General features: G+C 68.0%; 14 protein-coding genes. 5 read left to right on the top strand and 9 right to left on the bottom strand.

The window, feature by feature from the left end; all coding sequences use genetic code 11:
* Positions 1–55: 55 nt before the first annotated feature.
* Entirely contained in the window at positions 56–1,237 is a 1,182-nt protein-coding gene (locus tag ACFTSF_RS30390) for a class I SAM-dependent RNA methyltransferase (protein ID WP_380157657.1), read from the bottom strand.
* On the bottom strand, positions 1,234–3,261 hold the full coding sequence (locus tag ACFTSF_RS30385; RefSeq protein ID WP_380157655.1) for an APC family permease: 2,028 nt from the start codon (positions 3,259–3,261) through the stop codon (positions 1,234–1,236). Before ACFTSF_RS30385 ends, ACFTSF_RS30390 begins: the two co-directional genes overlap by 4 nt.
* A gap of 92 nt (positions 3,262–3,353) precedes the next feature.
* Between ACFTSF_RS30385 and ACFTSF_RS30380 the strand changes: the two genes are divergently transcribed.
* Both ACFTSF_RS30380 and ACFTSF_RS30375 read left to right on the top strand, forming a co-directional pair.
* Positions 3,354–4,016, top strand: a complete 663-nt coding sequence (locus ACFTSF_RS30380) for a TrkA family potassium uptake protein (protein ID WP_344158484.1) — start codon at positions 3,354–3,356, stop codon at positions 4,014–4,016.
* Positions 4,016–4,696 (top strand): TrkA family potassium uptake protein, encoded by a 681-nt coding sequence (locus ACFTSF_RS30375; protein ID WP_344158486.1) that lies wholly within the window; start codon positions 4,016–4,018, stop codon positions 4,694–4,696. Before ACFTSF_RS30380 ends, ACFTSF_RS30375 begins: the two co-directional genes overlap by 1 nt.
* A 174-nt stretch (positions 4,697–4,870) precedes the next feature.
* Here ACFTSF_RS30375 and ACFTSF_RS30370 read toward each other — a convergent pair whose 3' ends face one another.
* From ACFTSF_RS30370 to dut, 4 genes are all read right to left on the bottom strand, one after another.
* Positions 4,871–5,608: a DUF3159 domain-containing protein gene (locus tag ACFTSF_RS30370; protein ID WP_380157653.1), complete on the bottom strand. Its 738-nt coding sequence runs from the start codon at positions 5,606–5,608 to the stop codon at positions 4,871–4,873.
* A complete protein-coding gene (locus tag ACFTSF_RS30365; RefSeq protein ID WP_344158490.1) occupies positions 5,601–5,990 on the bottom strand; it encodes an OB-fold nucleic acid binding domain-containing protein in 390 nt (129 codons plus the stop codon). The genes ACFTSF_RS30370 and ACFTSF_RS30365 overlap by 8 nt, the downstream gene beginning before the upstream one ends.
* 20 nt (positions 5,991–6,010) lie before the next feature.
* Positions 6,011–6,670 (bottom strand): DUF3710 domain-containing protein, encoded by a 660-nt coding sequence (locus tag ACFTSF_RS30360; RefSeq protein ID WP_380157651.1) that lies wholly within the window; start codon positions 6,668–6,670, stop codon positions 6,011–6,013.
* A gap of 93 nt (positions 6,671–6,763) precedes the next feature.
* The gene (dut, locus tag ACFTSF_RS30355; protein WP_344158494.1) at positions 6,764–7,216 is read right to left on the bottom strand and encodes a dUTP diphosphatase; all 453 of its coding nucleotides are present in this window, start codon (positions 7,214–7,216) and stop codon (positions 6,764–6,766) included.
* A gap of 52 nt (positions 7,217–7,268) precedes the next feature.
* Between dut and ACFTSF_RS30350 the strand changes: the two genes are divergently transcribed.
* Positions 7,269–7,724, top strand: a complete 456-nt coding sequence (locus ACFTSF_RS30350; protein WP_380157649.1) for a DUF3093 domain-containing protein — start codon at positions 7,269–7,271, stop codon at positions 7,722–7,724.
* Positions 7,725–7,754: 30 nt separating this feature from the next.
* Positions 7,755–8,069 carry a DUF4235 domain-containing protein gene (locus ACFTSF_RS30345; protein WP_344158498.1) on the top strand — a complete coding sequence of 105 codons (315 nt, stop codon included), beginning with the start codon at positions 7,755–7,757 and terminating at the stop codon, positions 8,067–8,069.
* Positions 8,070–8,146: 77 nt separating this feature from the next.
* Here ACFTSF_RS30345 and ACFTSF_RS30340 read toward each other — a convergent pair whose 3' ends face one another.
* From ACFTSF_RS30340 to ACFTSF_RS30330, 3 genes are all read right to left on the bottom strand, one after another.
* Entirely contained in the window at positions 8,147–8,446 is a 300-nt protein-coding gene (locus ACFTSF_RS30340; RefSeq protein WP_130379292.1) for a DUF4193 domain-containing protein, read from the bottom strand.
* A 296-nt stretch (positions 8,447–8,742) separates the two neighbouring features.
* Complete coding sequence (locus ACFTSF_RS30335) at positions 8,743–9,534, bottom strand: inositol monophosphatase family protein (protein WP_380157647.1); 792 nt, start codon at positions 9,532–9,534, stop codon at positions 8,743–8,745.
* Positions 9,531–10,604, bottom strand: coding sequence for a ferrochelatase (locus ACFTSF_RS30330; protein WP_380157645.1), 1,074 nt, complete (start codon positions 10,602–10,604; stop codon positions 9,531–9,533). Before ACFTSF_RS30330 ends, ACFTSF_RS30335 begins: the two co-directional genes overlap by 4 nt.
* Positions 10,605–10,697: 93 nt before the next feature.
* Between ACFTSF_RS30330 and ACFTSF_RS30325 the strand changes: the two genes are divergently transcribed.
* Complete coding sequence (locus ACFTSF_RS30325; protein WP_380157644.1) at positions 10,698–11,897, top strand: MFS transporter; 1,200 nt, start codon at positions 10,698–10,700, stop codon at positions 11,895–11,897.
* The last annotated feature ends 22 nt before the right edge of the window (positions 11,898–11,919 follow it).

Genomic DNA, 11,919 nt, shown 5'->3' with positions numbered 1-11,919 from the left:
CAGCGCATTGGAATCCAGAGCCAGCACGCTACCCCGTGGCCGGTGTACCCACCACTCAGCTGTCCACAGGCTGCAACACGGCCACGCACTCGATGTGGTGTGTCATCCCGAACAGGTCGAACGCCCGCAACGACGCGATCCCGTACCCGAGCCGCCCGAACGTCTTCAGATCCCGCGCCAACGCCGCCGGGTCGCACGCCACGTACGCGATCCGCCGCGGCGAGAGCGCCGCAATACGCCGTACGACGTCCTTCCCGGCACCCGTGCGTGGCGGATCCAGCACCACCAGGTCGACGTGCTCGAGCCCCTGCCCGGCCGCGGCGTTCAGCACCCGGTCCACGTCGCCGGCCTCAAGCGTCACGCTCGGCAGGTCGTGCAGATTGCGCCGCGCGTTCTTCACCGCGTCCTTGTCACCCTCCACCGCCAGCACCGAGCACCCAGCCTCCGCCAGGAAGGCCGCAAACAGCCCCACGCCGGAGTACAGGTCCAGAGCCGTCTCCCCGGCCGCAGGCTCCAGTCCGCTCATCACAGCGTCCACCAGCATCTCCGGAGCAGCCGGGTGCACCTGCCAGAAGCCACCGGCCTCCACTCGGAACCGCCGGTTCCGCACGACCTCTACAACCCGCCCAGCAGGTGTGGAGTCAGTCAGTACGGCGGTCTTCCCCTCAGACGACACAACCGCCTGGACGGACGTCACACCCGGCCACCGCTGCCCCAGCACGTCCGGAGTCCCCGGGTGAGCGATCAGACACCTGTCGATCGGGATCAGCTCGTGGGAGCGGTGTGCCCGCATCCCCGGTCGGCCGTCCACTACGGCGTACCGCTGTCGTGTCCGCCAGCCGAGGCCCTCGTCCCCTGGTGACTCCATCACCACGGTGCGCTCGATCCCACCGATCCGTCGGAGCGTGTCCGAGACCACGGTGGCCTTCAGACGGCGCTGCTCGACGATGTTGGCGTGCTGGAAGTCGCAGCCACCGCACAGCCCCGGACCGGCGTGCGGGCACGGCGGCTCGATCCGCTGCGGTGACGGCGTCAGCACCTGTACGGCGTCCGCCCGCAGGTACTTCGCGGTCTGCTCAGTGATGCGGGCATGCACCAGCTCACCCGGCAGCGCGTGGCGGACGAAGACGACCTGCCCTTCGTACCGGGCCACACAGTGGCCGCCGTGCGCCACTGGTCCTACCTCGACCTCAACTACCGTCCCGACGATGCTGTCGGCTGTGTCCTCGGCTGTCACCGATCTCCTGACGACTTGCGGGGCCCTCGACGTACCTGTCCGGCCACTCGTTCCTCCCGGTCCTGCCGCTCCTCCGCAGCCTGCGACGAGATCAGCTGGTAAGGAACGGACGTAACCATGACACCAGGTGTAAACAAGAGCCGCCCCTTGAGCCGCAGTGCGCTCTGGTTGTGCAGCACGTGTTCCCACCAGTGGCCGACCACGTATTCGGGGATGTAGACCATCACCACGTCCCGCGGCGACTGCCTGCGGATGTCCCGCACATACTGCAGGATCGGGCGGGTGATCTCCCGGTACGGCGATGCCAGTCGCTTCAGCGGGATCGGGATCCCCATCCGATCCCACTCCGACTGCAGTACGTCGGACTCGGCCCGGTCGACGTCGACCGTGACTGCCTCGACCGTGTACGGCCGGGCCGCCTTGGCGAAGGCCAGGGCGCGCAGTGTCGGCTTGTGCAGTTTGGAGACCAGCACGATGGCGTGCACGCGGGACGGGAGCATCAGCGTCTCGTCACCGTCCACGGCCGTCTGCTTACCGACCGTGTCGTAGTGCCGCCGGATGCCCTTCATCAGGAGGAACAGGACAGCCATCGCGATGATCGCGATGTAGGCGCCGTGGGTGAACTTGGTGATCAGCACGATCACCAGCACGGTGGCGGTCATCGTCAGGCCGACCGTGTTGATCACCCGGGACCGCATCATCTGCCGGCGCTTGCCGCCGTCGGCCTCGCTCTTCAGGTGCCGCGTCCAGTGCCGGATCATGCCGAACTGGCTGAGCGTGAAGCTGACGAACACCCCGACGATGTACAGCTGGATCAGCTTGGTGACCTCGGCGTCGAAGGCGATGATCAGCCCGATCGCGCAGAGCGCCAGCAGGATGATGCCGTTGCTGTAGGCAAGCCGGTCGCCGCGGGTGTGCAGCTGGCGCGGCAGGTAACCGTCGCGGGCCAGGATCGAGCCGAGGACCGGGAAGCCGTTGAACGCCGTGTTCGCGGCCAGCACCAGGATCAGCATGGTCGCGCCGATCACCAGGTAGAAGCCGGGCGGGAAGTTCGAGAAGACCGAGTCGGCGATCTGGGCGATCACGGTCTTCTGGGCATATCCGGCGCCAACCGGTTCGCCGTTCTGGGTCAGCTGGGTCGCGGGGTCCTCGGCGAACCGCAGCCGGATCTTGTCGGCGAGGAACAGGATGCTCATCAGCATCGTGACCGCGATCGTGCCGAGCAGCAGCAGCGTGGTCGCCGCGTTCTTGCTCTTCGGCTTACGGAACGCCGGTACGCCGTTGCTGATCGCCTCGACACCGGTCAACGCGGCACAGCCCGACGAGAACGCCCTGGCGAGCAGGAACACCGCCGCGAGCCCATTGAAGATCTCGTGTCCCGGTTCGGGCCGGACCTCGAACTGCGCGCTCTCGGCCATCGGCAGTTCGCCGAAGGCATACCGGATCACACCCCACAGCGCCATACCGATGACTGCGAGCATGAAGACGTACGTCGGGATCGCGAAGAAGGCCCCGGATTCGCGGACGCCGCGCAGGTTCATCGCGGTCAGCAGCAGCACCAACCCGACCCCGATCGGCACCTCGTGGCCGGCCAGGAACGGGAGTGCGGACTTCGCGTTCTGGACCCCAGACGAGATCGACACGGCCACGGTCAGCACGTAGTCGACCATCAGCGCACTGGCCACGGTCAGACCGGCCGTCGGACCGATGTTGACCGTGGCAACCTCGTAGTCCCCACCGCCCGACGGATAGGCGTGCACGTTCTGCCGGTACGACGCGACCACGACCAGCATCACGAACGCGACCAGCAGGCCGATCTTCCAGGAGAAGCTGTAGGCGGCCAGACCGGCCAAGGACAAGGTCAGGAAGATTTCGTCAGGTGCGTAAGCGACCGAGGACAGTGCGTCACTGGCGAACACCGGCAGGGCGAGCCGCTTGGGCAAAAGCGTCTCACCCAGCTGGGTGCTACGCAGTTTGCGACCGAGCAGCAGCCGTTTACCGATATCGCCGAGAGCGGGAGTCACAGGGAGATGTTAGAGGGCACCCGAGTCTCCTGTAGCGTCTATCCCTGCGAACCGACCATTGTGCCCTGGTAGGGGCAAGGAGTGATCAGCGAGTGCACGTCGTCATCATGGGGTGCGGCCGCGTCGGGTCGACGCTGGCGAGAAACCTCGAGAAGCGTGGCCACACGGTCGCGATCATCGACCAGTCCGCCGACTCCTTCCGCCGGCTGAGCCCGAACTTCACCGGCCGTACGGTCACCGGGATGGGCTTCGACCGTGAGGTGCTCATCGACGCCGGGATCGAGGAGGCCGAGGCGTTCGCCGCGGTCTCGAACGGCGACAACTCGAACATCCTGGCCGCGCGCGTCGCCCGGGAGAACTTCGGGATCGGCAACGTGGTGGCCCGGATCTACGACCCGGGCCGCGCCGAGGTCTACCAGCGGCTCGGCATCCCCACCGTCGGCACGGTCCGCTGGACCGTCGACCAGATGATGCGCCGGCTGCTGCCCGAGGGCTCGGAGCCGGAGTGGCGCGACCCGTCCGGCACCGTCCGGCTGGCCGAGGTGCACGTGCACTCGGCCTGGGTCGGCCGGCTCGCCTTCGACATCGAGAAGGCCACCGGCGCACGCGTCGCGTTCCTGACCCGGCTCGGCGAGGGCATCCTGCCCAAGGCCGACACGGTCATCCAAGAGGGCGACCTGGTCCACGTCGTGATGCTGGAGCGGGACGCCGCCGCGATCGAGTCCCAGCTCGGCACCAAGCCTGAGGAGCTGTGATGCGGGTAGCCATCGCCGGGGCCGGCCAGGTCGGCCGGTCGATCGCCAGCGAACTGCTGGACAACGGCCACGAGGTCCTCCTGATCGACAAGGACCCCCGAGCCATCAAGGCCGAGTCGGTCCCGCGCGCCGAGTGGCTGCTCGCCGACGCCTGCGAACTCTCCTCCCTCGAGGAAGCAGCCCTGCAACGCTGCCAGGTAGCCATCGCCAGCACCGGCGACGACAAGGTCAACCTCGTCGTCTCCCTGCTCGCCAAAACCGAGTTCGGCGTCCCCCGCACCGTTGCCCGGGTCAACCATCCCCGCAACGAGTGGATGTTCAACGAGGCCTGGGGCGTAGACGTCTCCGTCTCCACCCCCCGCATCATGTCCGCCCTGGTAGAAGAAGCAGTCTCGGTCGGCGACCTCGTCCGCCTCTTCACCTTCCGCCAAGGCGACGCCAACCTCGTCGAGCTCACCCTCCCCGAGGACTCCCCCATGATCGGCCGCCGAGTAGGCGACATCGACTGGCCCCTCGACACCGCCTTGGTAGTAATCCTCCGCGAAGGCCGAGTCCTCCGCCCAGACCCCGACGGCACCCTCGAACTGAACGACGAACTCCTCTTCGTCGCCGCCGACGAAACCGAAGAACAACTAGAAGACATGCTCTCCCCCCACCACCACCGCCCCGGCCGCGACTAGCAGCAAGAGCCCCAAAAGCGTCCAGAGGTCGACTGGGTGCCCCGAGCTAGACGCGCAGTTGTTGTGGGTGTGGACAGGAAATGGGGGCGGTGAACAAGGCACAACTTGTTCAAGCCCCCCACACCGGGTGCACACCCCCGGGATGCACGTGGGACTGCTGAGCTGACCGGCTGCCTAGTTCTCGCGAGCGGGCTCTTCGGTCTTCTTCTCTTCGGCCGGGGCCGGTGGGGTGGGCTGGGTGCCTTTGAGGAGGTGGGTGAAGTTTTCTTTGACTTCGTCCCACTTGTCTTCGGACATGGAGCCGCGGAGGACTGCGTAGGCCGCCCAGAGGGTGAGGGCGTAGAAGGGGAGGCCTAGGGCGATCTTGGCTACGCCTAGGGCGCTGACGCTGTTGGTCAGGTAGAGGGGCAGCATGACGGCCAGGCGGATGCCTACCTGGGCTGCGAAGACCATGGTGACGCGGGTAAGGGCTCGGTTGAGCTCTGCGTCTTGGCGCCAGGCGAGCCAGGTTTGGGTGATCGCGCCGTACAGGAGGCCGAACAGCGGGTACCGGGTGATCAGGGTGACCGCGTAGAGCGTGAAGAAGCTCGCGTTCAGGATGATGCCGGGGAGGAAGACGTCTTCGGCCTGGCCGGTGCGGGAGGCGGTGAAGGCGGAGATGCCGACGCCGATGAAACCGCCGATGACGTTGGCGATCGGTTTGCGCTGGATCAGGCGGATGACGCCGACCACGGCGGCGGCCGAGATGGCGACGATCAGGGCGAGCTTCAGGTCGTGGTCGCTGAAGGCGTAGACGACGGTGAAGGCGATCCAGGGCAGGCCGATGTCGACGAGCATGCCGACCCAGCCGAGGACCTGCTTGGTGGTGCTCTTCGGTGGGGCCGCCTCGGTGACGGCCGACGACTCAGCCATGGGCGGCCGTCGGGCGCAGCTCGTAGCGCGGGTTGAACATCACCCGGTCGCCGTCGACGACGCCGATCCGGCCGGAGGCGGTCAGCTCGGAGCCCGGGTGGATGCCGGCGATCTTGCGCCGGCCCAGCCAGACCAGCTTCACGGTGCCGGTGCCGTCGTACAACTCACCCTCCAAGGCCGGTACGCCGCCGCGCGGGCTGAACGTGATGGTCCGCAACGTGCCGTACAGCGTGACGACCTCGCGGTCGCGGCAGCCGGTGATCGACCGCGCGCCACAGTCGAGCGCGTAGTCCTGAAGGACCTCGGCGTCCTGCTGGTCCCGGTCGCCGGCCAGCCCGCGGAAGGCCCGCCGGAACAGGCCGGCGGGTTTGTCGCTACCCATAGTCGTGATTGTAGTCCGGGTTACGCCTGCTCCGTGCCTTCCACCGGCTGGGCACCTTCGGGCAGCCGCAGCGGCAGGGACTCACGCACGGCCATCGGCTCGTCACCGCGGACGACGATCACCTCGCGCAGCGTCTGCTCGAGCGGTGCAGCGGCCTCCGGCTCGACCGCGGCGCGGCCGAGGATGGTGGCGCGCAGCAGCCAGCGCGGGCCGTCGATACCGACGACACGGGAGGTCTGACTGTAGATCTTGCCGTCCGGGTCCTCGACCGGTACGACGAGCACCAGGTCGGTGCCGAACGAGCTCTCGCTCTCGGTCGCGGTACCGCCCATCCGGGTCGCCTCGCCGGCGATCTCCTGACGCACCTCGGACCAGATGCCACTGCGCTTCGGCGCGGCGAAGGCGCGCAGCTCCAGCGCCGACTCCTCGACCACCAGCAGGATGGCCTGCACCTCACCGGACTGCTCGTCGACCTGCAACCGCAGTTCCATGCCCGGCAGGCCGCTGATCACCAGGGCGCCAAGGTCGATCCGGTCGTCGGCCTCGAGCAGTTCCGCGTCCACCTCGGTGGAGTCGAACGGACCCTCGGCACGCGGATCCGCCGTACCCGTGCCTGCTTCTTCGACCTCGCGACCTTCGGCCTCTAGGTCTTCGTTCTTGCCCTTACGGCGGAAGATCACAGCCGTTCCCTACTTCCTAAATCGATTCACTGTGTTGATTATTTGGGCAGGCCGTAGTCTGGCGCATCACTGGTGTCACCCGGCGCACCAGCCTCAGCGTGTCACATTCCCAAAACCGCCGGTCGAGCCGTACCCACCTTCGCCGCGGTCCGAGCCCGGCAGCGTGGTCACCTCGACGAACTTGGCCTTCTCGACCTGCTGGATGATCAGCTGCGCGATCCGGTCGCCGCGCTTCAGCGTCACCTCGGCGTGCGGGTCGAGATTGATCAGGCAGACCTTGATCTCACCCCGGTAGCCCGCGTCCACGGTGCCCGGTGCGTTCACGATCGACACCCCATGTTTGGCCGCCAGACCGGACCGTGGGTGCACGAAGGCGACGTACCCGTCCTGCAGGGCGATCGCGATGCCGGTCCCGACCAGGCCGCGCTCGCCGGGTTTGAGGGTGATGTCGGAGACCGCCACCAGGTCCGCGCCGGCGTCGCCGGGATGCGCGTACGCCGGGATCGGCAGGTCAGGGTCGAGTCGCTGGATGAGAACCTCGGTCACGAGAAGCGACCCTACCGACGCGGTCCGACACACCACATGCCAGGCTGGCCCTGTGGGTGTTTACCGCGAAAGACTGAGCGTCCCGGTGTCCTGGTGGATCATCTCCGCCACCGCAGTTGCGACGCTGTTCGTCATCACTGCCGTCCCGGCCGGACTGCTTGCCGGTGTGATCGTCGGTGCCGTCGCACTACTGGTGCTGCTGGCCTTACTGATCCGGTACGGCGGCGCCCGCGTCGAGGTGGATGACGAGCGCCTCCGCGCCGGCCGCGCGGTCATCGAACGTACGCATCTCGGCGCAGCCGAAGCTCTGACCGGTGAGGCCGCCCGGAACGCCTTCGGCCGCGACTGCGCCCCCCAGTCCTACCTGCTGCTGCGCAGCTACGCCCGGGGCGCCGTGCGGGTCGCGATCACCGATCCGGGCGACCCAGCGCCGTACTGGGTGGTCGCCACGCGCCACCCGGAGCGATTGGCAGCAGCCCTGAGCGGGAACAGCGTGACAAGATCCTGACTGTCAGGTAACTCGCAAGGAGGGCATGTCGTGGTCGGAGCCAAGATCGGCTGGAAGCTGGTGCAGACCGCGTTCTCGGTCGCAGTCGGTATCGCCGCCAGCAAGGCGGTCAGTACGGCCTGGAAACTCGGCTCGGGCGGTAAGCCGCCGAAGAAGGGCCAGGGCGGGTACGTCGAGGTGGCGGCCTGGGCCGCTGCCAGCGCGGCGGCCGCTGCCGTGGCGACGGTGTTCGCCGAGCGCCAGGCCGCGTCGTACTACTTGAAGTCGACCGGGCACGCCCCGCCCGGGTGGGAGCAGGACTCCACGACCCGGATCGGGCTCGTGAAGAGCATCGACAAGGACTGATTCGGACACGACGACGGGACCGTTCCCCGCGATGGGGACGGTCCCGTTGACGTCAGAACGAAGAAGAGGGCTGCAGGTCAGGCTGCGCAGTCGCGGCAGATCAGCTGCCCGTTCTTCGTCTCTGCGAGCTGGCTGCGGTGGTGAACCAGGAAGCAGCTCGAACACGTGAACTCGTCGGCCTGGCGTGGCAGCACCCGCACTGCCAGCTCTTCGTGACTCAGGTCGGCACCGGGCAGCTCGAAGCTCTCGGCCGCCTCCGCCTCGTCCTCGTCGACCTTGCCGGAGTTCTTGTCGTGACGGCGAGTCTTCAGTTCCTCGATCGACTCTTCGGAAGCGTCTTCGTCCGTCTTGCGCGGGGCGTCGTAATCAGTCGCCATGGTGTTCCCTGCCCTCTTCGTACCCGTGGTGTTGCCTTGCTGAGCCCTTGAACGGGTGGAGTGGCCGAGAAATTCCGCGCTGAGGTACAGCGCCGAACGTTTCGTCCCCCGAAACCCTTGACAGCCAGGCCGGGAGCGGCAACTTCCGCTCCCGAGGACGGGATTGTGCCCTATCGGAGGCCCTTCGCGCGCGCCGGGGTCCAACTTGTGACCCGCGTGTCGCAACAATTGTCAGGACCGAACAATTGAATGCTCATTACTGCTCAGTTCGAGCAGAAACGAACACTCAACTGCAATCAGGCGCGCAGTGGGTCCGCCCCGGCCAGCAGGTCATGGAAGGGTCCGAACAGCTCCGGAGCGGCCGCGATCGACATCTCCGGTGAGACCGGCTCCCCGTGCAGCCCGCCGACCCGCGCACCCGCCTCGGAGGCGATCAGGGCGCCGGCGCCGTAGTCCCACGGGTTCAGGCCGCGCTCGTAGACCGCGTCCAGCCGGCCGCAGGCGACATAGCAGAGGTCGATCGCGCCGACCCCGATCCGGCGGATGTCGCGGACCTTGGCGATCAGATGCGAGATCACCTCGGCCTGAACCTGCCGCCGTACCGGGTCGTATCCGAAGCCGGTCCCGACCAGCGCCTTCGCGAGCTCGGAGCAGTCCGACGACTTGATCGGCTTGCCGTCGAGGAACGCACCGCCGCCGAGAGTCGCTGTGAACACCTCGCCCTTCGGCGCGTCCACGACCACCCCGGCGACCGTCGTACCGTCGACCTCGACTGCGATCGAGACGGCGTACGTCGGGTGGTCGTACAGGTAGTTGACCGTGCCGTCGATCGGGTCGACCACCCAGCGCACCCCGCTGGTGCCGACCACGTCGTCACCCTCCTCACCGAGGAACGAGTCGTCCGGCCGGGCCTGCAGCACCCGGGCCCGGATCAGCTCCTCGGACTCCCGGTCGACCGCGGTGACCACGTCGGTGATCGTGCTCTTGGTGTCGGCGACCGTGATGGTCCCCCGGCGCCGCTCGACGATCAGGGCCGCCGCTTCCTCGGCGACTGTCACGGCGAGCTTCAAGAGGTCCTGGGGGTTCATGCAGATTCCTTCACAGCAGATGGTCGGGCCGGACGGCGTAGTGGCGGGCAGCAGTCGTGCCGGCAGTCGTCCCAGGCGGCGCCGAGCTTGCCGACGCACGGCCGCTCCGGCTGCTCGCCGCGCTCGGCGGCTGCCCGCTCCAGAACCAGGTCGCGCAGCATGGTGACGAACCGCTCGTCTGTCCCGGGCGTCGCGGCCCGGGCCATCGGCAGCCGGAGCTTCTCAGCAGTCGCGGCCGCCTCGGTGTCGAGGTCGTAAATGACCTCCATGTGGTCGCTGACGAACCCGATCGGTACGACGGCCACCCCGGGCACCCCGTCAGCCGCCAGGGCCTCCAGGTGGTCGTTCACGTCCGGCTCGAGCCACGGGACCTGCGGCGGGCCGGACCGCGAGCAGTAGACGAGGTCGGTACGCCGGGTCTGTCCGGTACGGCGCTCCAGCTCCGCATCGATTTCCGCAGCCACGTCCAGGTGCCAGTCGACGTACCCGTTGCCGTCCGGACCGCTGGTGTCGTTCATCGCGGTCGGGATCGAGTGGGTGACGTACGCGATCGCACTGCCCTCGGGCAGCGTGCTCAGCGCGTCGGCGGTCGCCTCGACGAACGAGCCGACGAAACCCGGGTGGTTCGCGTAGTGGCGCAGCTTGTCGAGACGCGGCGCGTTCGGTACGTCGCGGGCCGCGTCCTCCAGGTTCTCCCGGTACTGGCGGCAGCCCGAGTACGACGGGTAGGCGGCCGTCACGATCACCACGGCCCGGCGGATGCCGTCGGCGGCCATCTCGCGCAGCGTGTCGGTCAGGTACGGCGCCCAGTTCCGGTTACCCCAGTAGACCGGGAGCTCGATCTCCTCCCGCAGTGCGGCCAGCAGCGCGCGGTTCTGGTCGTTGATCGGGCTCTTGCCGCCGAACGAGTAGTAGTGCTCGCCGACTTCCTTCAACCGCTCGTCCGGGATGCCCCGGCCCCGGGTCACGTTCTGCAGGAACGGCAGCACGTCTTCGGGCTTCTCGGGTCCTCCGAAGGACAGCAGGAGGACGGCGTCATACGGGGCAGCATCTGTGGTACCGACGGGCATAGATCCAGTCTCTCAGCCCGGGGGAAACGGCGGTGCTCGGGGCGGTAGGTCGATGTCAGGACTTAGTGCTCGAGCGGTTAAGGTGCAACTGCCATGCTGAAGCCTTACTTGCACCTGATGCGCCGTCCCGGCGCCGGCGCGTTCTTCAGTGCCGGTGTGCTCGGGCGGATGCCGATCTCGATGACCGGCCTCGGTGTCGTCATCCTGATCGCCCGGGAGAGCGGTTCGTACGGTCTAGCCGGTGCAGTCTCCGGTGTGGCCGTCGTCGCGGGTGCGGTGACCGGTCCGATCCAGGGCCGGCTGGTCGACCGCTTCGGCCAGCGGATGCTGCTGATCGTCGGCTCAGTGCTGTGCACGGTCGGGCTCGCCGGGCTGCTGGTCGCGGTCCGCGCCCACTCGCCCACCTGGGTGCTCTACGCACTCGCCTTCGTTGCCGGAGGCACCCGTCCGCAGGTCGGCTCGTTCGTCCGCGCGCGCTGGACCCACCTGCTCGGCCGCGGCCGCGCACTGCAGACGGCATTCGCCCTGGAAGCAGTCGGCGACGAGGTCGTCTTCATCATCGGTCCGGTCGTGGTCACCTTCCTGGCGACCGAGATCAGCCCGTACGCCGGCCTCGCCACGGCCGGCGTACTCGGCCTGCTCGGGGGTCTGTGGCTCGCGTTCCTGCGCGGCTCGGACCCGCCTGGCCGGGGCAAGGCGAACGGCAAGGAGCAGGCGCCGATGCCGTGGGTGTCGATCGCACTGCTCAGCCTGATCGGTCTGGGCCTCGGTGCAACCCTCGGTGGTGCCGAGGTGATCACGGTCGCCTTCGCCACCGGAAAGGGCCAGGCCAGTATGGCTGGCGTCGTACTGGCCATCTGGGCGTTCGGCAGCCTGCTGGCCGGGCTCTGGTACGGCTCGGTGCACTGGCGAGCCCCAGTGGAGCGCCGACTGCTGATCGGCACGATCCTGCTCGCCATCACCCTGGCGCCCCTCCCCTGGGTCGACAGCGTCTGGCTGCTCGGCGTCGTCCTGTTCTGCTGCGGTATGACGATCGCCCCGACCATGGTCGCGGTCACCGCCTGCGTCGAGGAGTGGGTCCCGCCCGAGCGCCTCACCGAGGCCATCACCTGGACCGTCACCGGCATCCTCCTCGGCGTAGCCCCGGGCAACGCCGCCGCCGGTCACGCGGTAGACCTGTGGGGTCCCTCGGACGCCTACTGGGTCCCCGTGGCCGTAGGTATCGCCTGCGCCTTCATCGCCGCCGCCTCCATTACCTTCGCCCGGCCCAAAACCACCTTCGCCCACAACTAGACTTTGCATCTCCTCCTAGGGG

This window comes from Kribbella sp. NPDC056951 (assembly GCF_042674205.1).
Lineage (GTDB): Bacteria > Actinomycetota > Actinomycetes > Propionibacteriales > Kribbellaceae > Kribbella > Kribbella yunnanensis.
This window is presented reverse-complemented; position numbering and strand designations above follow the sequence as displayed.